We start from the raw sequence: 24,656 nt of genomic DNA on the forward strand, positions 1-24,656 counted from the left end.
ACAGCCAGTCACATCACTCTTCCATAATGGGCGCAAATCCACCGTAGATCATTCGCTTGCCATCAAATGGCATAGATTCACCGAATTCCTTCATACGGGGATCGGACATCATCTTCTGATTCGCCGCGTCGCGGACCTCTTTGGAAGGGTATTCAATCCAGCTGAATACCACTTCTTCATGATCCTGCGCTTTCACAGCCATGCGAAAATCGGTCAATTTGCCGTCGGGGACATCATCTGCCCAGCACTCCACCACGCGCAATGCACCGAATTCCTTGAAAAGCGGAGCTGCTTTTGCCGCCATCGCAATGTACGCCTCCTTGTTTTCAGCGGGTACGGCAACCACAAAGCCATCAACATACTTCATGAGAAAAACCTCCGAAGTGTACTGCGCGGCAAGCCGATTCCGGCCGCGTCAGTCGAGGTTAAGTTTAGTCGCCAGCAGTCGATCGCGCCCCAGGCGTATTCTTGATGCGAATACGTGCCTGCGGCTGATGGCGAAACCACGGCAAGCAAAGCTGAATGAGCGGTCCGATAGCCAAGGCATACAGCACCGTACCAACCCCCACGGATCCTCCCAGCAACCAACCGATAAGCAGCACCGACACTTCAATTGCGGTTCGAATTCGTCGTACTGGCCAGCCGGTACGTGCGTGGATACCGGTCATCAGACCATCACGCGGACCGGCGCCAAAACCGGCACCAATGTACAGGCTGGTTGCTAACGCATTCAAGATCACCGCTGACACCAACAGCCCGCTGCGCGCCAGCAGGGATTCAAATCCCGGAATCACCAGCAGCGCGGCATCTGCCGCCAGCCCGATCATAATCACGTTGCTCAACGTGCCAAACCCTGGACGCTGGCGCAGCGGTATCCACGCCAGCAGTACCAACACACCCACGGCAATAATCACCACGCCGATATTCATCGACAATAAATTGGCCACGCCCAAGTGAAACACGTTCCACGGATCGGCCCCTAAATCGGCACGGACAAACATCGCCGTCGACACACCGTACAGCGTCAGCCCGATAAACAGCTGAAGTAAACGACGCAGCATGCTTTTCCCCTCTCACTCTCAGATAACTTTCATCATCACCGCAATTGGCACTATGATTAATGTCCAGTTTTCAAAAAGTGGACTGCTATGTCATCACGCCGTTACGGAAGCCAGTCTTTGCAGCGCCTGCTCGGACACTGGCAGGAAAACCCCTCACGAACGCCCATCTGGCGACAGCTGGCAGAAGCGTTACGTCTGCTGATCCTTGATGGTCGACTGGCGCTGGATAGTCGCTTACCCGGCGAACGCGAGCTCGCTGCCGTTCTGCAAGTGAGCCGAACCACCGTCGCCAGCGCCATGGCGCAACTGCGTGAAGAGGGATATCTGGAAAGCCGTCATGGGAGCGGCTCACGGGTGATCCTGCCGGAACACATTCGTCATGTGCCTACACGAACCAGTACCGGTACAGCGCTGGATTTGTCCACGGCGGCGCTGAGTGCCGGTCCCGAAATTCACCATGCTTACCAACAAGCGCTGTTTGCGATGCCGCAGCATTTGCTGAGTTCCGGGTATCTACCACAGGGACTGGCGGTTTTGCGTGAATCCATCGCCCGGCATTATTGCGAACGCGGACTCCCGACGCAGCCCGATGAGATTATGGTCGTGAACGGCGCGGTCAGTGGCCTGGCGCTGATCCTGCGTTTACTCACCGGCCCTGGCGATCGCGTGGTGGTCGATCATCCCACGTATCCGCTGGCGATTGCCGCGATTCAAGGCGCATCATGTCGTCCCGTCGGTGTGTCGCTGCCCGAACACGGTTGGGATACGGCAGGTCTGGTCGCCACCATCGCGCAAACCGCACCGAGAATGGCCTATCTGATGCCGGACTTTCACAATCCGACCGGGCGTTGCATGGACGCTGCAACTCGCCAGGTCGTGGCAGATATTGCTGAAAGGACCCGCACCACATTGGTGATTGATGAGACCATGGTGAACCTGTGGTATGACGCCCCGCCGCCACCACCGCCGCTTGCCGCATTCAACCGCAATGCACCGATCATCCTGCTGGGATCTGCCGGGAAAAGCTTTTGGGGAGGATTGCGTCTGGGCTGGATTCGGGCGTCGGCGCGAACCATCGCGGCGCTGGTACAAACTCGCGACACCTTCGATTTAGGCTCCCCGGTGCTTGAACAACTCGCCACCAGTTGGCTGCTGGATAATGCCGCCGACTTTCTTCCTGACAGAAGACGGCTACTCACATCGCAGCGAGATCTGTGCTCGGACCTGATGAACGCACATTTCCCGGAGTGGCAGTTTACCCAGCCACAGGGAGGACTCTCTTTTTGGGTTGAACTGCCCGATACGCTGGCAACGCTATTCGCTACGCGCGCCGAAATCGCAGGCATTCAGTTGGGAACCGGTACGCGTTTCGGTCTTGATGGTGCATTTGACCGCTTTTTGCGTATGCCCTTCACATTACCGGATGACACAACGCGTGCCGCCTTCCGGGTGTTGCAACCCATTTGGGATAACCTGCGTTTGCAGGCCAGCAGCGGGAAAATACGTAAAATAATCTAAACGACGAGTCAAAGGACTCGTCCTTGAATGCCGTGATGGACGAGGATGTCCCGGCAATATTACCGCTGAGGAGGAACCGGAAACCCCTTCAGAGAAATCACGAAATTCTCACCGTCTTTCTTAATTTTTGCCCCGGCATCACACCAGTCGGAGGCAATACGGAAGAACTCATCGCTGCCGACGTTCCAGCTCAGACGAACATGTTTCACATAACCGGAACGCAGCATTTCACAGGCTTCGCCATAATTACAGGCGGTTGAGAGCGGTTGTTGTTTCATTTTTTCTTCTTCAGTAGTCTTCGCAATGCTTTGATTTCTTTAGGAGTCAGTGCTTCAACCACGGATTCTTCCGTATGCTGGCTATCGATATCCTCAGCGGAGACTCCCGCCTCTTCAACGGCGGAAAACGCGATCAGCAGTAGTTTTTCCGTCGCGATACTTAAATTTTCACTATGCACTTCAGCGTAATGGCGAAGCTTTTCTTTTAGCGCCTCATCAATTTTGACATTCAATACAGCGGTCGACATCGTAGAAAATCCTTGTGGTCAGCCAAAACACACCGAATGTAAGACCCCTGTCGTTACAGTGCGATGGCGGCGGCAAAAGCATCAAATAACATCCCCGAAACACATTGACAGCATTTGATGACATTAAAATGACAATACGATGACAAAGAAAAGAAGATAAGCAGAAGGAAAATTGCCGGACGGCAGAATTGGGTGGGGGCCCTGCCAGCTACATCCCGGCACACACGTCATCTGCCTTGGCTGCTTCCTTCCGGACCTGACCTGGTAAACAGAGTAGTGTTGCGGGAGAACCAACAGAGCCCCCATTGAGAGCGTTGTTAACCAACGCGCAGGCGCATTATCACTGCTGCACCCTGTAATTGCAACCCATCCAGCATCGGATGCTGTTTTCTTGTGCAATGCGGCTTCACTCCTTCGCCATTCAGCATTATGCTGGAAGATTAGCGCAGGAATAAATGATGGATATACAAGACACTTTCCCCCAACGCGTCTGGCAAATCGTCGCGTCAATCCCCGAAGGTTTCGTCACCACCTATGGCGATGTTGCAAGGCTTGCCGGTTCGCCGCGTGCTGCGCGCCAGGTAGGCGGCGTGCTTAAGCGTCTCCCCGAAGGCAGCACTCTGCCCTGGCATCGGGTGGTTAATCGTCATGGTGCCATTTCGCTGACAGGCCCCGACCTGCAACGGCAGCGTCAGGCGTTGCTGGCTGAAGGAATAGTGGTTTCAGGAAGCGGACAGATCGATTTACAGCGCTATCGCTGGGTGTACTAACCCTCTCTGGGCGGAGAGGGTTACGACTGCCTTAGTACTGTGTGGGAGCAGGGACGGCAGAAGACGGATTCACCTGGGTTGGTGACGTTGACGGCACCGTGGTGGCAGCCCCACCGCTCGCCTGAACCGGTACTGCCGTTTGCTGTACAGGGACCAGCGTCAGGTCAGCTTTTGTCCCCCCCTGATTAATGACCGTCTGCACGGTATCAGTAATGAAGACCAGTTTGTCATTAACCGTAATTGCCGCACTTAGCAGAATACGGGCGTTAGGTTGAATATCAGCCGGGTTAAACGGTAATACGAAGCTGAATGGCGCCTGTTTACCCTCAGTACGGACCGCTTTTTGCGACAGCACTTTTGACGGTGCATCGGCCAGTGAAGCATCTGACAGCGTTACGGTCAGCACCGCATCAGGTGGCAAGGCCACTTTCTGGCGGATCCATACTGTACCGGAGACATTAGGCTGCTGAATTTTAGACTGTGTGTCAGCAATTGACGTATTAGGGCTTGGCGCAGGTGTCTGAATATCCGCGCTTTTATCGGCGCAGGCTGCCAGAGCGACCGCAACCGCTAAACCACTTACCATGTGCACGAGTTTCATTAAATTCTCCTTTTCATCTATGCACCAGCGAGAACTTTCCTCGCCAGAAGAGTGGTTAACAAAAACATAACGTGACTAAGTGTGGCACAAGATAGCTGTTTTTGCCTGTAATAGGCCTTTAATTCAGACAATTGCACCCATCGGACCACTTTCAAAATTGCGTTATACTCTGCCTACCTCGCTGCGAGAACGATATAACCTGGAGAGCACGTATGAGTCTGGCGCTGAAAAATTTGCTGACATTGTTAAATCTGGAAAAAATTGAAGAAGGACTCTTTCGGGGCCAAAGTGAAGACTTAGGGTTACGTCAGGTTTTTGGGGGACAGGTTGTCGGTCAGGCGCTGTATGCCGCAAAGGAAACCGTACCAGAAGAGCGTCTGGTCCATTCCTTTCACAGCTACTTTTTACGCCCCGGCGATAGCCAAAAGCCCATCATCTATGATGTAGAAGTCCTGCGTGATGGTAACAGCTTCAGCGCGCGCCGCGTTGCCGCAATCCAGAATGGTAAACCTATTTTTTACATGACAGCCTCTTTCCAGGCGCCGGAAGACGGATTTGAACATCAGAAAACCATGCCGGATGCGCCGAGTCCCGATGAGCTTAAATCAGAAACAGAAATTGCCCGCTCAGTGGCGCATTTGCTGCCGCCGCTGTTGAAAGAAAAATTTATCAACGATCGTCCATTGGAAGTGCGTCCGGTTGAATTTCATAACCCCTTAAAAGGTCACGTCGCACCTCCGGCGCGCCAGGTTTGGATCCGCGCAAACGGCGAGCTGCAGGACGATCTGCGCGTCCATCAATATCTGCTGGGTTATGCTTCAGACCTGAACTTCCTGCCTGTTGCGCTGCAGCCGTACGGAATTGGTTTCCTGGAAAAAGGGATTCAGATCGCCACCATTGACCACTCCATGTGGTTCCATCGTCCGTTCAATATCAATGAGTGGTTGTTGTATAACGTCGAGAGTACTTCGGCCTCCGGTGCCCGGGGTTTTGTACGCGGGGAGTTTTATACGCAGGACGGCGTGCTGGTCGCCTCTACCGTGCAGGAAGGGGTAATGCGTAATCGTAATTGAGAATTACCGGATGGCGGCGCAAAAGCGTTGCCATCCGGCAGATTGAAACATCAAGCGTTGTAAGCGTTCTCGCCGTGGCTGTTCACATCCAGACCTTCGCGTTCCTGCTCTTCCGGTACACGCAGACCCACCGTCATATCCGCCAGCTTATAGCCAATGAAAGCCACCACACCGGACCAGACGATGGTAATCGCCACGCTTTCCAGTTGCACCAGCAGCTGATGCCCCATGGTCACGCCCTCGGCAAAGCCCACGCCGCCCAGAGAGCTGGCAGCGAACACCCCGGTCAGGATGCAGCCGACAATGCCGCACACGCCGTGCACGCCAAACACATCACACGGATCGTCCACGCGCAGAATACGCTTCAGGATGGTCACACCCCACAGGCCAGCCAGTCCCGCAACGACACCAATAATCAACGCGCCGCCGACACCAATATAGCCACATGCCGGTGTTACCCCCACCAGACCCGCAATAGCGCCAGAACACGCGCCCAGCAGGGACGGTTTGCCACGCAGCGCCCATTCACCGAAGATCCATCCGAGGATGGCTGCGGCGGTGGCGACCACCGTATTGACGAAGGCCAGTGCAGCAATCTCATTCGCCGTTCCCGCTGAACCGGCGTTAAAGCCAAACCAACCAATATAGAGAATAGCGGTACCGGTGAAGACCATCGGCAGGTTATGCGGTTTAAAGGCTTCTTTGCCAAAACCGACGCGTTTGCCAATCAGATACGCCCCAACCAGACCGGCAATCGCCGCGTTGATATGCACGACTGTTCCGCCGGCAAAATCCAACGCACCGTGGGAAGCCAGCAAGCCGCCGCCCCAGACCATATGGGCAATCGGTATATACGACAACGTTAACCATACCACTACAAAAATCAGCACTGCAGAGAAGCGAATACGTTCAGCCAGCGCCCCAACAATCAGCCCAACGGTGATGCAGGCGAAAGAACCCTGAAAAGCAACGTGAATGTACTGGTAGAAGCTCCCCGTGACCGCCGTCAGCGCGATGTTCTTCAGCAATACCCAGTTGAAGTTGCCGAAGAAATTATTCCCTTCGCCAAAGGCCAGTGAGTAGCCATAAACCACCCATAGAATACAAACCAGAGCGAATGTCACCGTCACCTGAGTCAGCATCGACAGCACGTTCTTACCGCGAATCAAACCGCCGTAGAACAACGCAATGCCAGGGATAGTCATAAACAGCACCAGCGCGGTACAGATCATCATAAAAGCGTTATCTGCTTTATCCGCAACCGCCGGTGCCGCCATTGCCAGTCCCGGCAGTAGCGCCAGTGAAGCAATACCTGTTTTCATCGTTGCTATCTTCATTTTTTGGTTTCCTATCACTGTGTGCCAGAAGTTACAGTGCGGCTTCGTCGGCTTCGCCGGTACGAATACGAATCACACGTTGCAGCTCGGCGACGAAGATTTTGCCGTCGCCAATTTTTCCGGTGTATGCCGCTTTACTGATGACATCAATCACGCCATCCAGTTGGTCGTCGGCAATCGCCACATCAATCTTCACCTTTGGCAGAAAATTGACGCTATATTCAGCCCCACGGTACAGCTCAGCATGACCTTTCTGTCGGCCAAAGCCCTTCACTTCGGTGACGGTCAGCCCCTGAATACCAATAGACGACAGTGCTTCACGGACGTCTTCCAGTTTGAACGGTTTGATTACCACGGTAACCAGCTTCATAGATCCCCTCCAGTCAGAATTCAGTAGTGGCTGCAGATACACGAGAGGAATATTGCAAGGGGTGTGCCAGGAATGAAAAACGCGGAATAATTCAGGCTTGCAGGGTATTGCTGGGGGAGAAAAAGAAAAAACGCACTATGACGGTGCATAGTGCGTTACATTTTTGCACCAGATTGTTGATTGCCGGATGGCGGCGTAAACGCCTTATCCGGCCTACAAAACCGCGTTGACCGTAGGCCTGATAAGCGCAGCGCCATCAGGCGATAACCGAATCCTCATGTGCGCTGGCCGCCAGCTCTTCACCCGCCAGTTGCAGCTGATACATCTGCCAGTAACGGCCTTGCGCCGCCAGTAGTTGCTGGTGCGTACCACGCTCAACCGCCTGCCCGCGATGCAGCACCAGAATGGTATCCGCATCGACAATCGTCGATAACCGATGTGCAATCACTACCAACGTGGTGTGTTCACGTACCGCCGCCAGCGCGTGCTGAATGGCCTGTTCAGTACCGGAATCAATACTGGCCGTGGCTTCATCGAGGATCAGTACCTGCGGCGTTTCCACCAATACCCGCGCCAGCGCCAGCAGCTGTTTCTGCCCAACGGAGAGATTATTGCCCTGCTCGCCCAGCCGGGTATGGATCCCCTCGCTCAGCCCCCGCGCCAGTGCTGCCAGTTGCACAGTCTCCAGAGCCTGCCATACCCGCTCTTCTGAGATATCACGACCCAGCGTGACGTTTGCCAGGAAGGTATCCGCCATCACCACCGGATCCTGCTGCACCATCGCGATGCCCTGACGTAACGCACTGTGGCTCAGAGAAGACAGCGGACGTCCGTCAAGGCGGATTTCGCCCTGCGTCAACGGGTAGTAACCCATCAGCAGACTGGCCAGCGTACTTTTGCCGCTACCGGTGTGTCCGACCAAGGCTACAAAGCTGCGCGAAGGCACGGACAGACTGATATTTTGCAGCACCAGATTGTCGTCACGATAGGCAAATGAAACGTTATCCACCTCAATGACCCCGCTCTTCAGCGGTCGATCATCGTCACCATAGCGCTGACGAGGCCCGTCCATCAGTTCGAACACTCGCTCGCCGGCGACAACCGCCTGCTGCAGCATGGATTGTTGGGTGGTCAGCTCGATCAGCGGCTCGTTCAAACGACCGAGGTAGCTGATAAACGCGTACAACACGCCAACCTCAATGGAGCTGCCAGAGGTAAAGCTGAACAGCATCAGCAAACCGCAGAGGATCAGCGCCGAGAAAAGGCTCAGCAGCGGGCGCAGCAAAAAGCCATCCAGTCGCAGGGTTTGCATACGCGCCATATAGTGCGAGCGGCTGGCCTCCCCCATTCTCTCGCCAAATCGCGCCTGCTGGCGGAACTGCTGGATAACGCTCATGCCGTTGATGACTTCGTTAAAGCCATCGTTAATATCCGCCAGATAAGCGCGCACCCGACGCACAATCGGGGTGCTGTAGCGTTGATAAATCACCATCACCACCATCACCGCCGGGAAAATGGCCATCGCCACCAGCGCCATACGCCACTCGAGGCTGAACATCGCCACCAGCATGGCACCGATTAAGGCCGCGCTGCGCAGGACCGTTGCGACCACCGTCACGTACAGGTCGCGAATAACTTCGGTGTCATTGGTCACACGTGAGATAAGCTGCCCGACGGGCTGAGTATCAAAGGCGCTGAGCGGCTGGCGTAGCGCAGCGTCCATTACGTCAGTGCGTAACTGTTGTACGACGCCAACAGCCGCCTGGTTAAACAACAACGATTGCGCGTAATGCAGGCCTGCCGCCAGCAGTTGCAGACCGACATAGGCCGCAACCAGCCCGACAACCATCGCCAACGGCAGATTGTTCTTCGCCACCATGTTATCGATAAAATAGCTAATCAACAGCGGACCGCTGACTTCCGCCGCAGCCGCCACCCACAGCATAACTACCGCAATCGCCAACTGTTTTCGCCATGGTGAACCATACGCCAGCAATCTTTTCAGGGTCGGCCATAGTTGCCCAAAACTACGCATTAGCCGCCTCCTCGTTTATTTCTGGCGCATCAGACAGTGCCGCTTCCAGTTGCTGATAGCGGTACATATCGCGATACCAGCCGGGCTGTTGCACTAAAGATTCATGCTCACCGCGCTGGGCAATATGCCCATGCTGCATCACGATAATCTCGTTAGCTTCCGTCAGAGCCGATAAACGGTGGGCGCTGATAATCACGGTTCTGCCTTCGCCCCACTGACGCAGGTTATGCAGGATTTGATGCTCGGTACGACCATCTACCGCCGATAACGCATCATCCAGAATCAGGATTTCAGCGTTCAGCAGTAGCGCTCGGGCGATAGAAATACGCTGTTTTTGTCCACCAGACAGCATCACCCCACGTTCGCCCACTTCGGTGTCATAGCCCTGAGGAAGACGTAAAATATCTTCATGAACGCTGGCAAGGCGCGCCACATGCTCGATCTCTGCCTGGGTGGCCTGCGGGCGTCCTAAGGCGATGTTATTGCCGACGGTATCGGAAAACAGGAATGGCGTCTGGCTGACAACCGCCAGTCGGCTGCGCCAGCTATCCAGCTGTAAGCGCGTTAATGGGATATCATGAAAGCGTACATCGCCTTGGGTGATATCAAAATGACGCTGGATCAGCGACAGCACCGTACTTTTCCCCGCGCCGGTCGGACCACAGATGCCCAGCATCTGCCCTGGTTTAAGCTGAAAATTCACATTTTCCAGCGCCGGGTGGGTGGTTTGCGGGTAACAAAATTCGCGAATCGCTACCGCCAGCTCGCCGCGTCCTTCCGGCACCAGTTCAGTACCGTCATCCACTACCGGCGCTTCTGCCAGCATGGCGCGAATTCGGCTATACGCGGCGCTGCCGCGCTCGACGATGTTAAACATCCATGCCAGCGCCAGCATCGGCCAAATCATCAGACCGAGATACATCATAAAGCTGGTGAGCTGGCCGAGCGTCAGCGAACCGTGAACCACCATCCAGCTTCCCCCGGCAATCGCCAGCAGGTTAGCCATCCCAATGGCGATATAAATCGTGGGATCAAAGCGGGCGTCAATGCGCGCCACGCGCAGGTTTTTCTTACCTGTATCTTCAGCATCAGCGGCAAATAATGCCGACTGCCGATCCTCCAGACCAAAGGCCTTGATCATACGAATACTGGTCAGGCTTTCCTGAGTACGATCGTTGAGGCTGGAAAACGCCGCCTGTGCCAGCTTAAAGCGGTTATGGAGTCGATCACCGTAACGTTTGATCATTATCGCCATCACCGGCATCGGCAGCAGCGCAATCAACGTTAGTTGCCAGCTTATCTGCGTTGACATCACGATCAGCACCGCACATCCCATGACCAGCGAATCTACAAGCGTCAGTACGCCTTCCCCGGCGGCGAATACCACGCGGTCAACATCGTTAGTTGCACGCGCCATCAGATCGCCCGTGCGGTGACGCAGATAAAACTCTGGATGCTGACGACTCAACTGACGGTAATAATCTTCCCGCAGCTCAACTGCCAGTTGGTAGGATGCGCCAAACAGCAGCACGCGCCAGACATAGCGCAGTAAATAAACTACCACGGCGATCAGAGCAATGGTTCCCACCCACATCAGCAGCCGCTCGGTGGTGAAGCGTTGTGTCGTTACGCCATCCACAATGATCCCCACCACTTTCGGCGGAATAAGCTGAAGGATAGCGATGATGATAAGCAGGGCCACCGCCCCGAGGTAGCGACGCCACTCCCGGCGGAAGTACCAGCTTAATTGAGCAAATAATCGCACGCGTTATGTCCTGACAAAATTTCCGGCAATAAGCGCCGGGAGAATTATTCAATAGGGAGAGCAGTTGTGTATTTAATCTGTTCCATGGCAAAGCTGGAGGTGACGTCAGACAGGCCCGGTACGCTGTTCACCAGGCGCTTATAAAATTCATCGTAGCTTTTCATATCAGCGACCTGCACTCGCATCAGGTAATCATACTCCCCTGCCATACGCCAGAACCCCAGAACCTCGGGCATTCCGGTCACTTCAGTGACAAAGCGGCAATACCATTCGCTGCTGTGATGCTGAGTTTTGATCAGCACAAACGCGGTTAAGCCCAGCCCCAGTTTTTCCGGATCCAGCAAGGCGACTCTGCCCAGCAGAACACCGTCATCCTCGAGCCGTTTGAGGCGTTTCCAACAGGGAGTGGTAGTCAGATTAACGGCATCTGCTAACGCCTGCAAAGAAAGGGTGCAGTCCTGTTGCAGTAAGCCAAGCAGCTTACGGTCAATTTTGTCTAGCATATCCACTCCACAGAGAAGAATTTTCTACTTACATTCTATTTTAAAGGCTAAATGGCAACAATTTTTTCCGTGCTTTTCGCTATTCTGGGCACAAAATGACAAATGGATATTTATTAATGATGAATAGCTCCTGGGTTAAAAACGCCATCAATGAAATCAACGCGGATTATCAGCGTTCTGCAGATACACATCTCATTCGTCTGTCGCTACCGGCGTTTCCGGGCATTCAGATCTATTTAAAAGATGAGAGCACGCATCCGACCGGGAGCCTGAAGCATCGTCTGGCGCGCTCACTGTTTCTGTACGGGTTGTGCAATGGCTGGATCAAAGAAGGCACCACCATCATTGAATCATCGTCCGGTTCAACGGCGGTATCTGAGGCTTATTTCGCTCGACTGTTAGGGCTGCCGTTTATTGCCGTCATGCCTTCCTGTACGGCGAAACGTAAAGTTGAACAGATTGAATTTTACGGCGGTCGCTGTCATTTCGTGCAAAGCGCCTGCGAAATCTACGCGGCCTCTGAACAATTGGCGCGTGAACTGAACGGTCATTACATGGACCAGTTCACTTATGCTGAGCGCGCCACCGACTGGCGTGGCAATAATAATATTGCCGACAGCATCTTTCGTCAGATGCAGTGCGAGCCCAATCCCGTTCCCCGCCATATCGTGATGAGCGCCGGCACCGGCGGCACCTCAGCAACCATTGGCCGCTATATCCGCTGTCAGGGCTACGATACTCGCCTGATGGTAGTGGATCCGGAGAATTCGGTTTTTCTGCCCTTCTGGCAGGATCGCGATGCGACATTGCGCAGCCCGGTAGGAAGCAAAATTGAAGGTATCGGGCGTCCGCGCGTAGAACCCTCTTTCATTCCTGATGTGGTCGATGAAATGCTGCGCGTGCCGGATGCCGCCAGCGTGGCTACCGCGCACTGGCTGGAAACGCAGTTGGGTCGTAAAGTCGGCGCCTCAACCGGCACCAACATGTGGGGAACGCTGCAACTTGCCGCGCGCATGCGCAATGCCGGAGAAACCGGTTCACTGGTGACGCTGCTCTGCGACAGCGGTGAACGCTATCTGGAAACCTACTACAACCCGCAATGGGTTGACGCGCATATCGGTGATTTAACGCCGTGGAAAGCGGAACTTGCCCAGTTGCTGAATACACACTAAGCAGACAAAAAAAAGCCAGACGCGAAGTCTGGCTTGCTGGAAGGGATCTCTCATTCGGGGGAATAAGGTAGATGCGGATTGTCCAGCCAATGCGTCAAAAAGTGTGACACCGCCTGATTACGGCAATGTCCAATCACCGATAAATGAGGCAGTTCAGCCATCAGTTGCGGCATTGCGTTACCCATAATCAGGCCGCGCCCAACGCTGCCTAACATTTCGCGATCGTTCATAGCATCGCCAAACGCCATACACTCGGACATTGAATATCCTAAGTGGTCACTCAACACCGCCAGCGCGGATCCTTTGTTACAGCCCAGCGGCAGTACCTCAAGGCAATCAACCGCGGAGAAACAGAGATTCGCCTGTTCTCCCAGCGCTTCATTCAGTTGAATGCGCAACTGGATCAGAGACTCATGATCGCCGCAGAAACAGATCTTCGTTACCTGATGAGCCGGAATACGTTTCACATCGACGATCTGGTAGCGAAATCCGCTATACACATGCGCCTGTAGCAGCGAGGGGATCTCTTGTCCGGTAAACCAACCGTTGTCATTAAAGACATGCATGCTGGCGGTGGTATCCCATTTCTGATGTAACACGATATCCGCAACATTCGGATCCAGATCCTGACGGTGCAACACATCGCCCTCAAGAGAGTGAATGCGCGTGCCGTTACCGGTGATCAAAAAGGCGTCCAGTGAGATAGAACCCAAAATGTGGCGCATTTCCAGCACATGGCGGCCAGTGGCAAATGTCAGGGTGATATCGCGTTCACGCAGGCGCGCCAGCGTTGAAAGCGTTTCGTCACCTAAATGGTGATTCGGCATCAAAAGGGTGCCATCCATATCAAATGCAGCCAGACGAGCCATTTCTTTCTCCACACTGTGACGCGGTTAACTTGTGATTCAGTATCACCTGAGATATACGGAAGTAATAGTGAATAGATAAAATGAATTGTTCCGGGTTTATTACAGAAAATCATTCAAGTTGCATCAAGGCGGCAAGTGAATGAACGCCCAGGAGCATACATTTCAGTATGTGACTGGGGTGAATAAACGCAGCCAACAAAGAGGCAGCTTGAAGGATGAAGTGTATATGAGATTGTTGAATCGCCTGAACCAATACCAACGCCTGTGGCAGCCTTCGAACGGCGAACCGCAGTCGGTGACCGTCGGGGAACTGGCCGAACGCTGTTTTTGCAGTGAGCGCCACGTGCGTACCCTGCTGAAGCAAGCGCAGGATGCTGGCTGGCTGGAGTGGCACGCCCAGTCTGGGCGTGGGAAACGCGGGCAATTACGCTTTTTGGTGACGCCGGATTCCCTGCGCAACACCATGATGGAACAGGCGCTGCAAAAGGGAGAACAGCTTAGCGTGCTGGAACTGGCTCAGTTAGCACCGGGAGAATTAAGAACGTTGCTACAACCGTTTATGGGCGGCCAATGGCAAAACGACACGCCAACCCTGCGTATCCCCTATTATCGCCAGCTTGACCCTTTGCACCCTGGATTTCTCCCCGGTCGCGCGGAGCAACACCTCGCTGGACAAGTTTTCTCTGGCCTGACCCGATTTGACAGCACTACGCAACGTCCCTGTGGAGACTTAGCCCACCACTGGAATATCTCCGCTGACGGCCTGCGCTGGGATTTCTATATTCGTTCCACCCTGCATTGGCATAACGGCGATACGGTAAGCAGTACGCAGCTACATCAACAGTTGCTGAAGCTGTTAGAGTTACCTGCGCTGAATAAGCTATTTATCAGCGTAAAGCGCATTGAGGTTACGCATCCCCAGTGTCTGACCTTTATTCTGCATCGTCCCGACTTCTGGCTGGCACACCGTCTGGCGAGCTACAGCAGTCACCTGGCGCATCCTGAGCACCCGTTTGTGGGTACCGGCCCGTTCCGGTTGACACTGTTTACTCCTGAGCTGGTGCGTATCGAGAGTCACGATCACTACCATCTGAGTCATCCGCTGCTAAAAGCCATTGAATACTGGATAACCCCGCAGCTCTTCTCCCAGGATTTGGGCACCAGCTGCCGCCATCCGGTGCAAATTGCGATTGGTAAACCCGAAGAGTTACCTATGCTAAGCCAGGTAAGCAGCGGGATCAGCCTTGGTTTTTGCTATCTCACACTCAGAAAAAGCGCGCGCCTGAATATGCAGCAGGCTCGTCGACTGGTCGATATTATCCACCGTTCTTCCCTGCTACAAACGCTTGAAGTGGATGAAAATCTGATCACGCCAAGCAATGCACTGCTGCCCGGATGGAGTATCCCGCAATGGGATGAACTCGACGAGGTAGCATTACCGGAAAAGCTGACGCTGGCTTATCATCTGCCGGTAGAACTTCACGCTATGGCTGAACAGCTTTGCCATGCGTTGGCTCTGCTCGGCTGTGAATTAACGCTTATTTTTCATAATGCTAAAAACTGGGATGGCAATCATCCCCTAGCCCAGGCCGACCTGATGATGGGCGACAGGCTGATTGGTGAAGCACCTGAATATACTCTCGAACAGTGGCTGCGCTGCGATCAGCTCTGGTCACATGTATTGAATGCGCCAGCATACACACATTTGCAAACGACCCTGGATGCCCTACAAATCCAGGCCGATGAGGACGATCGCCACGCGGCTTTACAACAAGTTTTCGCCACGCTAATGCATGACGCTACCCTGACGCCACTGTTCAATTATCACTATCGCATCAGCGCGCCACCAGGGGTGAACGGCGTACGCCTGAATCCTCGTGGCTGGTTTGAGTTTACCGAAGCCTGGTTGCCACCTCCTTCAGCGTGAAGAAGCTGGTCGGCGACACGACCAGGCGCTACCATAAGGGCTTCGTTATTTTGTCAGGAAAAGCCATGAAACGTGCCGTTGTTGTATTCAGTGGAGGTCAGGACTCCACGACTTGTCTGGCGCAAGCGCTGCATCAGTATGATGAAGTGCACTGCGTGACCTTTGATTATGGTCAGCGCCATCGCGCTGAGATTGATGTCGCACGTGACCTGGCCTTAAAACTTGGCGCACGCGCGCACAAAGTGCTTGATGTCACGCTGCTCAGTGAACTGGCTGTCAGCAGCCTGACCCGCGATAATATTCCGGTACCCGATTACGAACCGGATGCGAACGGCATTCCCAATACCTTTGTGCCAGGACGCAATATTCTGTTCTTAACGCTAGCAGCAATTTACGCGTACCAGGTACAGGCAGAGGCTGTCATTACCGGCGTTTGTGAAACGGATTTCTCTGGATACCCGGACTGTCGCGATGAGTTCGTCAAAGCCCTGAACCATGCCGTAAGCCTGGGGATGGCGAAAGATATTCGCTTTGAAACCCCACTGATGTGGATCGATAAAGCCGAAACCTGGGCGCTGGCTGATTACTGGGGCAAGCTGGACCTGGTACGCGAAGAAACACTAACTTGCTATAACGGCATCAAAGGTGACGGTTGCGGTCACTGTGCGGCGTGTAATCTGCGTGCCAACGGCCTGAACCATTATCTGGCGGATAAACCGGGAGTGATGGCGGCAATGAAGCAGAAAACCGGCCTGAAATAATTGAGCGAATAGTGCCGGATGGCGGCGTAAACGCCTTATCCGGCCTACCGACAGCATTCATCGTACACAATATCGCCCGTAGGCCTGATAAGCGAAGCGCCATCAGGCAACGTTGAGCTACTGCACCATCTGCTCCAGTTTTTCGCGTAACTCCCCTTCCAGCGGCAGCGCTTTTTGCGTTTTCAAATCAATACAGACGAAGGTAATCAACGCGTCGGCCACTACCTGCCCTTCCGGCTCCAGGGTAATTGTCTGGTTTAACACCCCGCTTTTGCCATTTAGCTGTTGCACCTGACTAGTGATGGTCAGCAGGTCGCTTAGCACCGCTGGACGACGGTAGTTAATATTTATATTCACGACCACAAAAGCGATGTTGTGTGCAGTCATCCATTGAAAGCTGTCGCTGTTTTCCAGACCATCCCAGCGGGCTTCTTCCAAAAACTCGAGATAGCGGGCGTTGTTGACGTGCTGATAGACATCAAGATGAAAACCACGGACTTTGATTTGTGTTTGCATAGCGCAGGAACCTTACGTTTTTATAAGAATATATTCAGGGTAGTGAGGCCATAACTGGTATGACCTCTCTAGTCTGGCAAATTTTCAGCGCTGTGCAAGTTATTAAAGTGTTAAAACTGCCAAATTACGCTCCACCAGCGAACTGCCCATACCCGGTACCTGCTTTAAGTCCTCCACCGTTTTAAACGGTCCGTACTCCTCACGATAGCTCACAATCGCCTGCGCTTTCTTCAGACCTACGCCATTCATGACTCGCGCTAAATCCTCCGCAGAAGCGCTGTTGATGCTTACCCTGGTGCCTTCATCGTCGCTTGCTTTAGCGGGCAGTGTGGCTTTGCTTTGTGCCGTCCCTGAATTTTCCGCTTTGGTTTGAGTCGCCTGGCTTTTGGCGACAGGATCAGCCGCCAATACAGTTTGGGCCATACCAGCGCAGGTCAATGAAAGAGTGATAAGCAGGGCTTTGATTCCATGTTTCATACTGTTTTCTCCTTGTTTGTTAACAGTGGAATCACGATAGCGAGGTGCAGAACGGCAGACAAATGGCAAATATCAGAAATGGAAAAGGCCGCGAAAGCGGCCTTTGGTAGATACAACTTTTTGCAATTTTTTGCGAACTGCCTCGGTTATTGCTGCTGTTCCAGCGCATCACCGATTTTAATTTTTGCGGCTTTACGCAGGTTGCTCATCAGCGCTTCGAAGACAATCTGCGCGTTGTTCTGAGTGATCCCCTGAACCATCGCTTTCTTCTGCGCTTCAGGCATAGAACCGGCTTTCACCTCGTCCAGCGCCAACAGAACAACGTTACCCTGCATGTCGTTCGCTACGCCGTAGCTCGGCTTGTCTTTCGCCGGCAGGCTCAGACCAAAGGCAGCCTGGCTCAACGGATCCTGACCCGTACGGCTCAGCGTTTTTGCCTCGCCAAAGCTCAGACCCGCAGCTTTCATCGCTTCATCACCTTTACCGGCTTTCAAATCCGCCAGCAGTTTATCGGCATCAAGCTTCGCCTGCTGCTCTGCTTTATTGTGCTTAACGAGCGCAGTTACCTGCTCTTTCACTTCAGCCAGTGGCTTCACGGCTTCAGCTTTGTGCTCTGCAATACGCAGCACGAACGCGCGATCGCCATCCACGGTGATGATATCGGAGTTACTGCCAGGTGTACCGTTCTCGCCAACCAGACCACCATTGAAAATGATGTCAGCGACTGGTTTGAAATTCAGTTCTTCCGGCAGGCTGTCACGACTAAACCAGCCCGTTTCAACCGCTTTCATACCTGCTGCCTGCTCTGCACCCGCCAGAGATTCGTTATCGTTGCTGGCCGCATCGCTGACTTTCTGTTGCAGCGCATAGTAGGCATCCAGCGCTTTTTCCTGCTTCACTTTTGCCGCAATGTCGTCACGGGCTTCGCTCAGCGGTTTAACCTGTGCAGGCTGTACGTCGTCAAGACGCGCAACGAGGAAACCAACGGAAGACTTAATTACGCCAGACAGTTGGCCTTTTTCTTTCAGACCAGCATTTTTCAGCTCATCCGGGGTGGTTGAATCTTCCAGCCATCCCATATCGCCGCCTTTACGGGCAGAGATGATATCGGCAGATTTTTCTTTCGCCAGCGCAGCAAAGTCACCGCCTTTATTCAGCTCGTCCAGTACCGCTTTGGCTTCATCTTCAGTTTTGGTCTGAATGATGCTATAGCGGTTACGCTGCGGCTGAGTGAACTGATCCTGATGCTGGTCATAGTAAGACTGAATATCAGCATCGCTGGCCGTCTCCTGCATAGCAGCAGCATCCAGCTTGATGTAGCTCACGCGGAACTGTTCCGGCGTCAAAAAGTTGTTTTTATTCTGCTCGTAGTAGCTGGCAACTTCCTGCTCGGTAACAGACTGCTTCGCGGCCAGTGCGTTAACGTCAATCGTCGCCTCGCGCACGATCCGCTGCTGTGCGACCAGCGCCGCCAGTTCGTCCGTTTCGCCTTTCAGCATAAAGTCCGTACCGGCAACACCGTTAATCAGCTGCTGGGTAGTAAGCTGATTACGTAATGCCTGAGCGTACTGGTCTGCAGTCATGCCCATCTGATTAACAATTGCGTTATAGCGGTTGTTATCAAATTTACCGTCGACCTGGAAAGCAGGCGTGGCAAAAATAGCCTGTTTAATCTGATCGTCGCTGATGTTGAGCTTAAGCTCGCGGGAATACTGATCCAGCAGCGCTTCGTCAACAAGACGATTCAGCACCTGCTGACGCAGCGTTTTCATGTAACCTTCGTTCGCGGCCAGCTCGGAGTATTGATCGCCCAGCTGTTGCTGCATGCGGTTACGTTCGCTGTTGAACGCATTCTCGAACTGCCCGCGGCTGATCTCCTGGCCATTCACTTTGGCGGCGAAGTTATTGCCCCCGCCAATCAGGTAACCACTCACGCCGGTCAAAATGAACGACACGATAATGATACCGAAAATAATCTTGAGCACGAGACTGTTAGCAGCCGTGCGTAAGCTGTCCATCATGGTGTAACCACACTCCGCTGTAGATGACTATACGCGTTATCTCTAAAGCCGCCTGCGCGTTGACACAACAACGGCGGCAAGGATTTTGAGTATATATGCTTCACGCAGCATAGCGTTTCCTGAACGCTGCGCACAAAGGCCTATTGTGACAAGAAACAGGGGTAATTGTCAGCCCACAACACGTAGAAAGTACCGGAATTACAAATAAAAAAGGCACATCAGTCGATGCGCCCTTGTACTTCGTCACATCCCCAAAGGGGAAATCACTTAGTTTACCGCGTCTTTCAGTGCTTTACCTGCACGGAAGCCCGGTACTTTAGCCGCGGCAATGGTGATCTCTTTACCTGTTTGCGGGTTGCGACCAGTACGGGCAGCACGCTCTTTAACGGCAAAAGTACCAAAACCTACCAGCGCTACGTCATCACCTTCTTTCAGAGATTCGGTAACAGAAGCAATAATTGCATCTAACGCACGTCCAGCCGCAGCTTTAGAGATATCAGCCCCTGCAGCAATTTTGTCGATCAGTTGAGATTTATTCACTCTTCTCTTCCTCTTTATAATTTATATCGCACCTGAATCCTTCAAAGTGCGACCGCGCAGCAGTTATATCAGGCCTGCCATGCCCTTACAACACCCGTTAATGATGGCAAGCCTAATCCGTCATCTAAATTAGCTATACAAAAAAAGGCTGGCAAGCCCGAAATGGCCTGCCAGCCCTGTTTTTATTAATGCTCTTTGCGCGAGGTCACTATTTTGCCGTCACAACCTGCATTCCAGAGGGTTCATTTTGCAACGCAAGAGCCAGAACTTCCTCAATGCGTTTCACCGGATGGATGTCCAGATCGGCAATTACGTTATCCGGAATCTCTTCCAGGTCACGTTTGTTCTCATCAGGAATTAAGACCGTTTTAATACCGCCACGGTGTGCCGCCAGCAGTTTTTCTTTCAAACCACCGATTGGCAGAACCTGACCACGCAGGGTGATCTCGCCGGTCATCGCCACGTCGGCGCGAACCGGGTTACCGGTAAGACAAGAAACCAGCGCGGTACACATCGCAATACCCGCACTTGGGCCATCTTTCGGCGTCGCTCCTTCAGGTACGTGAACGTGAATGTCGCGTTTTTCGTAAAAATCCGGATTAATACCCAGTTTTTCCGCACGCGCACGCACAACGGTCAGTGCAGCCTGAATGGATTCCTGCATGACTTCACCCAGAGAACCGGTGTAGGTCAGCTTACCTTTACCCGGTACACAGGCGGTTTCGATGGTCAGCAGATCGCCGCCCACTTCCGTCCACGCCAGGCCGGTTACCTGACCAACGCGGTTTTCGTTGTCCGCGCGGCCATAATCAAAGCGCTGTACGCCCAGATAGTCGTGCAGATTATCGCCATTAATCTCGATATGTTTCAGCGACTTGTCGAGCAGCAGCTGTTTCACCGCTTTACGGCACAGTTTGGAGATTTCGCGCTCCAGACTACGCACACCCGCTTCTCGGGTGTAGTAACGAATAATGCCTACAATGGCGCTATCGTCGACCGTCAGCTCACCTTTTTTCAGCGCGTTACGCTCAATCTGTTTCGGCAACAGGTGACGTTTTGCAATATTCAGCTTCTCGTCTTCGGTATAACCGGACAGACGGATCACTTCCATACGATCCAGCAACGGCGCCGGAATATTCATGGAGTTAGAGGTCGCAACGAACATCACGTCGCTGAGATCGTAGTCCACTTCCAGGTAGTGATCGCTGAACGCCACGTTCTGCTCTGGATCCAGCACCTCAAGCAGTGCGGAAGCCGGATCGCCACGCATGTCGGAAGACATTTTGTCGATCTCATCAAGCAGGAACAGCGGGTTTTTAACGCCCACTTTAGCCATTTTCTGGATCAGTTTACCCGGCATAGAACCGATATAGGTCCGGCGGTGACCGCGAATTTCAGCCTCATCACGCACGCCGCCCAGCGCCATACGGATGTATTTACGCCCGGTCGCCTTGGCGATGGACTGCCCCAGAGAAGTTTTACCTACCCCCGGCGGCCCAACCAGACACAGGATCGGCCCCTTGATTTTATTCACACGGCTTTGGACCGCGAGATACTCAAGGATACGATCTTTGACGCGTTCCAGACCGTAATGGTCGGTATCGAGGATTTCCTGCGCCTGACGCAGGTCTTTTTTGACCTTGCTACGCGCATTCCACGGTACCTGAACCATCCAGTCGATGTAGCCACGCACTACGGTCGCTTCCGCCGACATCGGAGACATCATTTTCAGCTTCTGCAGTTCCGCTTCCGCTTTCTCTTTTGCCTCTTTCGGCATTTTCGCCGCGTCGATCTTACGCTTCAGCGCTTCGTTTTCGTCCGGCGCATCGTCCATCTCGCCGAGCTCTTTCTGAATAGCTTTCATCTGCTCGTTCAGATAGTACTCACGCTGGGATTTTTCCATCTGCTTTTTCACGCGGTTGCGAATGCGTTTCTCAACCTGCAGCAGATCGATTTCAGACTCCATCATCGCCATCAGATATTCCAGACGTTCGTTAACGTCGGACATCTCCAGCACGGACTGTTTGTCAGCCAGCTTCAGCGGCATGTGCGCTGCGATGGTGTCCGCCAGACGTGCAGGATCGTCGATGCTGTTCAGCGACGTCAGCACTTCTGGTGGGATTTTCTTGTTCAGCTTGATGTAGCCTTCAAACTGGCTGATAGCAGTACGCACCAGCACTTCCTGTTCGCGCTCATCAATAGCAGGCGAGTCAAGGTACTCTGCTTTCGCAGAGAAATGCTCGCCGTTGTCAGACAGCGCTGAAATACGCGCGCGCTGTAACCCCTCGACCAGCACTTTTACGGTGCCGTCAGGCAGTTTCAGCATCTGCAAAATAGAGGCCACGGTCCCGACGGTGAAAAGATCGTTTACACCCGGCTCATCCGTTGACGCTTCTTTCTGTGCGACCAGCATGATTTTTTTATCATGGTCCATAGCCGCTTCCAGACAACGGATAGATTTTTCCCGCCCTACAAATAAGGGTATGACCATGTGCGGATAAACCACCACATCGCGCAACGGCAATACGGGGATTTCAATGCGTTCAGAACGCTCAGGATTCATAGAGCTCTCTCTTAGTTTAGTTTCCGCCAGGTAATCAGGTGGTACGACTGTGCTTCACACCACCTTTAACATGTATGTCAGTATATGGGGATGTTTCCCACACATTCAACGCCATGTTTACGGAAAAATAAAAGGGGAGATAAAATCCCCCCTTTTTAATTAAATGTCTGTATGAATTGATGAATTATTCGCCAGATGCCTGCTGTGCTTCCGGCTTACCGTAAATCAGCAATGGCTTGCTCTGGCCGCCAATCACCGACTCGTCGATCACCACTTTTTCGACGTCTTCCATAGAAGGCAGATCGTACATGGTGTCGAGCAGCGCGGCTTCGACGATAGAACGCAGACCACGGGCACCGGTTTTACGCGCCATCGCTTTCTTGGCGATCGCATCCAGGGCTTCCTCACGGAACTCCAGATCAACACCTTCAAGATTGAACAACGCCTGATACTGCTTGGTCAGGGCATTTTTCGGCTCTTTGAGGATCTGAATCAGCGCTTCTTCACTCAGTTCGCTCAGGGTTGCCACAACCGGCAGACGACCGATGAACTCAGGGATCAGACCAAATTTGATCAGATCTTCCGGTTCGACCTGCGACAGCAGTTCACCTTCGCTGGCTTTATCAGACTGTGCTTTTACCGTTGCGCCAAAACCAATGCCGGAGCCAGTTTCAACACGGTTAGCAATCACTTTATCCAGACCGGCAAAGGCACCACCGCAGATAAACAGGATCTTGGAGGTATCAACCTGCAGGAATTCCTGCTGAGGATGTTTACGACCACCCTGCGGCGGAACGGCAGCAACCGTACCTTCGATCAGTTTCAACAGCGCCTGCTGTACGCCTTCGCCAGAAACGTCACGGGTAATGGACGGGTTATCAGACTTACGAGATATCTTGTCGATTTCATCGATATAGACGATCCCACGCTGTGCTTTCTGCACGTCGTAATCGCACTTCTGCAACAGTTTCTGAATAATATTTTCAACATCTTCACCCACATAACCGGCTTCGGTCAGCGTGGTGGCGTCGGCCATAGTGAACGGAACGTCCAGCAGGCGCGCCAGCGTTTCAGCCAGAAGCGTTTTACCGGAACCCGTCGGGCCAATCAGCAGGATGTTACTTTTGCCCAACTCAACCCCATTGCTGGTGTCGCCGTTGCGCAGACGTTTGTAATGGTTGTATACCGCGACCGCCAGCACTTTCTTCGCCTGCTCCTGACCGATAACGTAATCGTCCAGGTGGTTGCGAATTTCATGTGGCGTCGGCAGCGCACTGCGTTCACGGTGCGGTGCTACTTCCTTAATCTCTTCGCGAATGATGTCGTTGCATAAATCAACACATTCGTCGCAGATATACACGGATGGACCGGCAATCAGCTTACGCACTTCATGCTGGCTTTTGCCGCAAAAAGAGCAGTACAACAATTTGCCCGAGCCATCTTTGCGTTTATCTGTCATGGGTCAAAACCTCTTCTTTGTTCTTTGTGCCGCACACGACGACGCAAATGCCATTCTCAGGCGCAAGACGCTAGTCAGCGTTGTGCCGCTCCAGGTAATTATAGCGGCACACCTGCGCACTGGGCATTAATTACGATGGGTCAAAATCGAGTCGACCAGACCGTACTCTACCGCTTCAGAAGCGGAGAGGAAGCGATCGCGCTCGGTATCACGTTCAATCTGCTCAAGAGATTGACCCGTATGATGCGCCATAAGTTCGTTCATGCGCCCTTTTACCTTCAGGATTTCACGGGCATGAATTTCAATATCCGTTGCCTGGCCCTGGTAACCGCCCAGAGGCTGGTGGATCATGACGCGAGAGTTAGGCAGGCAAAAACGTTTGCCTTTCGCCCCGGCGGTCAGCAGGAACGCCCCCATTGAGGCCGCCTGGCCCATACAAATGGTGCTGACGTCCGGCTTAATAAACTGCATGGTGTCATAGATAGACATCCCGGCAGTGATCACTCCACCAGGGGAGTTGATGTACAGGTAGATATCTTTTTCTGGGTTTTCTGCTTCCAGGAACAGCATCTGCGCCACGATCAGGTTAGCCATATGGTCTTCGACCTGGCCGGTCAGAAAAATGACGCGTTCCTTAAGTAGACGAGAATAGATATCAAAAGAGCGCTCACCACGTGAGGTCTGTTCAATGACCATCGGCACCAGCGCCATATGGGGTGCAAAGTTATCTCGTTCGCCGCTGTATGACATTTCCGTCTCCTGGATAAAATTTGAAAAAACCTGCTGTGCTGA

General features: G+C 53.2%; 23 protein-coding genes, 1 other RNA gene and 1 pseudogene. 6 read left to right on the forward strand and 19 right to left on the reverse strand.

Annotated features, from left to right (window positions below; genetic code table 11):
* Positions 1–13: 13 nt before the first annotated feature.
* Both GUC46_RS17545 and GUC46_RS17550 read right to left on the reverse strand, forming a co-directional pair.
* Positions 14–367: a DUF1428 domain-containing protein gene (locus tag GUC46_RS17545; RefSeq protein WP_003831033.1), complete on the reverse strand. Its 354-nt coding sequence runs from the start codon at positions 365–367 to the stop codon at positions 14–16.
* Positions 368–431: 64 nt separating this feature from the next.
* Positions 432–1,061: a YitT family protein gene (locus GUC46_RS17550; RefSeq protein ID WP_130714915.1), complete on the reverse strand. Its 630-nt coding sequence runs from the start codon at positions 1,059–1,061 to the stop codon at positions 432–434.
* Between the two features lie 87 nt (positions 1,062–1,148).
* Between GUC46_RS17550 and GUC46_RS17555 the strand changes: the two genes are divergently transcribed.
* Positions 1,149–2,579, forward strand: coding sequence for a PLP-dependent aminotransferase family protein (locus GUC46_RS17555; RefSeq protein ID WP_160180558.1), 1,431 nt, complete (start codon positions 1,149–1,151; stop codon positions 2,577–2,579).
* A gap of 59 nt (positions 2,580–2,638) precedes the next feature.
* On the opposite strand, the gene GUC46_RS17560 is transcribed toward GUC46_RS17555, so the two are convergent.
* The 3 genes from GUC46_RS17560 to ffs all read right to left on the reverse strand — a co-directional run bounded on the left by GUC46_RS17560 (position 2,639) and on the right by ffs (position 3,401).
* Complete coding sequence (locus GUC46_RS17560; protein WP_003021701.1) at positions 2,639–2,857, reverse strand: hypothetical protein; 219 nt, start codon at positions 2,855–2,857, stop codon at positions 2,639–2,641.
* Positions 2,854–3,105, reverse strand: a complete 252-nt coding sequence (locus GUC46_RS17565) for a hypothetical protein (protein ID WP_003021699.1) — start codon at positions 3,103–3,105, stop codon at positions 2,854–2,856. Before GUC46_RS17565 ends, GUC46_RS17560 begins: the two co-directional genes overlap by 4 nt.
* Positions 3,106–3,304: 199 nt before the next feature.
* Positions 3,305–3,401: signal recognition particle sRNA small type (gene ffs / locus GUC46_RS17570), an RNA gene on the reverse strand.
* A gap of 84 nt (positions 3,402–3,485) precedes the next feature.
* Between ffs and GUC46_RS17575 the strand changes: the two are divergent.
* Positions 3,486–3,875 (forward strand): annotated as a pseudogene (locus GUC46_RS17575) (MGMT family protein).
* Between the two features lie 31 nt (positions 3,876–3,906).
* Here the strand turns inward: GUC46_RS17575 and GUC46_RS17580 are convergent.
* Complete coding sequence (locus tag GUC46_RS17580) at positions 3,907–4,476, reverse strand: YbaY family lipoprotein (protein ID WP_003021666.1); 570 nt, start codon at positions 4,474–4,476, stop codon at positions 3,907–3,909.
* A 212-nt stretch (positions 4,477–4,688) separates the two neighbouring features.
* Here GUC46_RS17580 and tesB point away from each other — a divergent pair, with 212 nt between their 5' ends.
* Positions 4,689–5,549, forward strand: a complete 861-nt coding sequence (tesB, locus tag GUC46_RS17585) for an acyl-CoA thioesterase II (RefSeq protein WP_003835934.1) — start codon at positions 4,689–4,691, stop codon at positions 5,547–5,549.
* Positions 5,550–5,599: 50 nt separating this feature from the next.
* Here the strand turns inward: tesB and amtB are convergent, their stop codons facing one another.
* The 5 genes from amtB to GUC46_RS17610 form a co-directional block, all read right to left on the reverse strand.
* A complete protein-coding gene (gene amtB, locus GUC46_RS17590) occupies positions 5,600–6,886 on the reverse strand; it encodes an ammonium transporter AmtB (RefSeq protein WP_003835936.1) in 1,287 nt (428 codons plus the stop codon).
* Between the two features lie 31 nt (positions 6,887–6,917).
* The gene (gene glnK / locus GUC46_RS17595) at positions 6,918–7,256 is read right to left on the reverse strand and encodes a P-II family nitrogen regulator (protein ID WP_003021657.1); all 339 of its coding nucleotides are present in this window, start codon (positions 7,254–7,256) and stop codon (positions 6,918–6,920) included.
* Between the two features lie 256 nt (positions 7,257–7,512).
* Positions 7,513–9,291, reverse strand: a complete 1,779-nt coding sequence (locus GUC46_RS17600; RefSeq protein ID WP_088902655.1) for a SmdB family multidrug efflux ABC transporter permease/ATP-binding protein — start codon at positions 9,289–9,291, stop codon at positions 7,513–7,515.
* Entirely contained in the window at positions 9,284–11,056 is a 1,773-nt protein-coding gene (locus GUC46_RS17605) for a SmdA family multidrug ABC transporter permease/ATP-binding protein (RefSeq protein ID WP_016149705.1), read from the reverse strand. Before GUC46_RS17605 ends, GUC46_RS17600 begins: the two co-directional genes overlap by 8 nt.
* A 44-nt stretch (positions 11,057–11,100) precedes the next feature.
* Positions 11,101–11,559: an Lrp/AsnC family transcriptional regulator gene (locus GUC46_RS17610; RefSeq protein WP_003021649.1), complete on the reverse strand. Its 459-nt coding sequence runs from the start codon at positions 11,557–11,559 to the stop codon at positions 11,101–11,103.
* Between the two features lie 116 nt (positions 11,560–11,675).
* On the opposite strand from GUC46_RS17610, the gene GUC46_RS17615 reads away from it, so the two are divergent.
* On the forward strand, positions 11,676–12,731 hold the full coding sequence (locus GUC46_RS17615) for a PLP-dependent cysteine synthase family protein (RefSeq protein WP_016149704.1): 1,056 nt from the start codon (positions 11,676–11,678) through the stop codon (positions 12,729–12,731).
* Between the two features lie 50 nt (positions 12,732–12,781).
* Here GUC46_RS17615 and cof read toward each other — a convergent pair whose 3' ends face one another.
* Positions 12,782–13,600 (reverse strand): HMP-PP phosphatase, encoded by an 819-nt coding sequence (gene cof, locus GUC46_RS17620; RefSeq protein ID WP_003021643.1) that lies wholly within the window; start codon positions 13,598–13,600, stop codon positions 12,782–12,784.
* A 226-nt stretch (positions 13,601–13,826) separates the two neighbouring features.
* Here cof and GUC46_RS17625 point away from each other — a divergent pair, with 226 nt between their 5' ends.
* Together GUC46_RS17625 and queC are read left to right on the forward strand one after the other, a co-directional pair.
* The gene (locus tag GUC46_RS17625) at positions 13,827–15,527 is read left to right on the forward strand and encodes an SgrR family transcriptional regulator (RefSeq protein ID WP_130714920.1); all 1,701 of its coding nucleotides are present in this window, start codon (positions 13,827–13,829) and stop codon (positions 15,525–15,527) included.
* A gap of 65 nt (positions 15,528–15,592) precedes the next feature.
* Entirely contained in the window at positions 15,593–16,288 is a 696-nt protein-coding gene (gene queC / locus GUC46_RS17630; RefSeq protein ID WP_003835948.1) for a 7-cyano-7-deazaguanine synthase QueC, read from the forward strand.
* Positions 16,289–16,405: 117 nt separating this feature from the next.
* On the opposite strand, the gene fadM is transcribed toward queC, so the two are convergent.
* The 7 genes from fadM to clpP all read right to left on the reverse strand — a co-directional run bounded on the left by fadM (position 16,406) and on the right by clpP (position 24,614).
* Positions 16,406–16,804, reverse strand: coding sequence for a long-chain acyl-CoA thioesterase FadM (fadM, locus tag GUC46_RS17635; protein ID WP_003021636.1), 399 nt, complete (start codon positions 16,802–16,804; stop codon positions 16,406–16,408).
* A gap of 102 nt (positions 16,805–16,906) precedes the next feature.
* On the reverse strand, positions 16,907–17,281 hold the full coding sequence (locus GUC46_RS17640) for a helix-hairpin-helix domain-containing protein (RefSeq protein ID WP_003847573.1): 375 nt from the start codon (positions 17,279–17,281) through the stop codon (positions 16,907–16,909).
* Positions 17,282–17,427: 146 nt separating this feature from the next.
* On the reverse strand, positions 17,428–19,302 hold the full coding sequence (ppiD, locus tag GUC46_RS17645) for a peptidylprolyl isomerase (protein WP_130714921.1): 1,875 nt from the start codon (positions 19,300–19,302) through the stop codon (positions 17,428–17,430).
* 267 nt (positions 19,303–19,569) lie between these two features.
* Positions 19,570–19,842 carry a nucleoid-associated protein HU-beta gene (gene hupB, locus GUC46_RS17650; RefSeq protein ID WP_003021629.1) on the reverse strand — a complete coding sequence of 91 codons (273 nt, stop codon included), beginning with the start codon at positions 19,840–19,842 and terminating at the stop codon, positions 19,570–19,572.
* Between the two features lie 208 nt (positions 19,843–20,050).
* Positions 20,051–22,405 carry an endopeptidase La gene (lon, locus tag GUC46_RS17655; RefSeq protein WP_003021627.1) on the reverse strand — a complete coding sequence of 785 codons (2,355 nt, stop codon included), beginning with the start codon at positions 22,403–22,405 and terminating at the stop codon, positions 20,051–20,053.
* 184 nt (positions 22,406–22,589) lie between these two features.
* Positions 22,590–23,864: an ATP-dependent protease ATP-binding subunit ClpX gene (clpX, locus tag GUC46_RS17660; RefSeq protein ID WP_003831013.1), complete on the reverse strand. Its 1,275-nt coding sequence runs from the start codon at positions 23,862–23,864 to the stop codon at positions 22,590–22,592.
* A 126-nt stretch (positions 23,865–23,990) separates the two neighbouring features.
* Complete coding sequence (clpP, locus tag GUC46_RS17665) at positions 23,991–24,614, reverse strand: ATP-dependent Clp endopeptidase proteolytic subunit ClpP (protein ID WP_003021624.1); 624 nt, start codon at positions 24,612–24,614, stop codon at positions 23,991–23,993.
* Positions 24,615–24,656: the final 42 nt, after the last annotated feature.

Source organism: Citrobacter sp. LUTT5 (assembly GCF_009905315.1).
Taxonomy (GTDB): Bacteria; Pseudomonadota; Gammaproteobacteria; order Enterobacterales; family Enterobacteriaceae; genus Citrobacter; species Citrobacter freundii.

Bases quoted from the DNA above. Each gene is read 5' to 3' on its own strand.
- GUC46_RS17545 (WP_003831033.1), bottom strand. From the start codon at position 367: ATGAAGTATGTTGATGGCTTTGTGGTTGCCGTACCCGCTGAAAACAAG.
- GUC46_RS17550 (WP_130714915.1), bottom strand. From the start codon at position 1,061: ATGCTGCGTCGTTTACTTCAGCTGTTTATCGGGCTGACGCTGTACGGT.
- GUC46_RS17555 (WP_160180558.1), top strand. From the start codon at position 1,149: ATGTCATCACGCCGTTACGGAAGCCAGTCTTTGCAGCGCCTGCTCGGA.
- GUC46_RS17560 (WP_003021701.1), bottom strand. From the start codon at position 2,857: ATGAAACAACAACCGCTCTCAACCGCCTGTAATTATGGCGAAGCCTGT.
- GUC46_RS17565 (WP_003021699.1), bottom strand. From the start codon at position 3,105: ATGTCGACCGCTGTATTGAATGTCAAAATTGATGAGGCGCTAAAAGAA.
- GUC46_RS17580 (WP_003021666.1), bottom strand. From the start codon at position 4,476: ATGAAACTCGTGCACATGGTAAGTGGTTTAGCGGTTGCGGTCGCTCTG.
- tesB (WP_003835934.1), top strand. From the start codon at position 4,689: ATGAGTCTGGCGCTGAAAAATTTGCTGACATTGTTAAATCTGGAAAAA.
- amtB (WP_003835936.1), bottom strand. From the start codon at position 6,886: ATGAAGATAGCAACGATGAAAACAGGTATTGCTTCACTGGCGCTACTG.
- glnK (WP_003021657.1), bottom strand. From the start codon at position 7,256: ATGAAGCTGGTTACCGTGGTAATCAAACCGTTCAAACTGGAAGACGTC.
- GUC46_RS17600 (WP_088902655.1), bottom strand. From the start codon at position 9,291: ATGCGTAGTTTTGGGCAACTATGGCCGACCCTGAAAAGATTGCTGGCG.
- GUC46_RS17610 (WP_003021649.1), bottom strand. From the start codon at position 11,559: ATGCTAGACAAAATTGACCGTAAGCTGCTTGGCTTACTGCAACAGGAC.
- GUC46_RS17615 (WP_016149704.1), top strand. From the start codon at position 11,676: ATGATGAATAGCTCCTGGGTTAAAAACGCCATCAATGAAATCAACGCG.
- cof (WP_003021643.1), bottom strand. From the start codon at position 13,600: ATGGCTCGTCTGGCTGCATTTGATATGGATGGCACCCTTTTGATGCCG.
- GUC46_RS17625 (WP_130714920.1), top strand. From the start codon at position 13,827: ATGAGATTGTTGAATCGCCTGAACCAATACCAACGCCTGTGGCAGCCT.
- queC (WP_003835948.1), top strand. From the start codon at position 15,593: ATGAAACGTGCCGTTGTTGTATTCAGTGGAGGTCAGGACTCCACGACT.
- fadM (WP_003021636.1), bottom strand. From the start codon at position 16,804: ATGCAAACACAAATCAAAGTCCGTGGTTTTCATCTTGATGTCTATCAG.
- GUC46_RS17640 (WP_003847573.1), bottom strand. From the start codon at position 17,281: ATGAAACATGGAATCAAAGCCCTGCTTATCACTCTTTCATTGACCTGC.
- ppiD (WP_130714921.1), bottom strand. From the start codon at position 19,302: ATGATGGACAGCTTACGCACGGCTGCTAACAGTCTCGTGCTCAAGATT.
- lon (WP_003021627.1), bottom strand. From the start codon at position 22,405: ATGAATCCTGAGCGTTCTGAACGCATTGAAATCCCCGTATTGCCGTTG.
- clpX (WP_003831013.1), bottom strand. From the start codon at position 23,864: ATGACAGATAAACGCAAAGATGGCTCGGGCAAATTGTTGTACTGCTCT.
- clpP (WP_003021624.1), bottom strand. From the start codon at position 24,614: ATGTCATACAGCGGCGAACGAGATAACTTTGCACCCCATATGGCGCTG.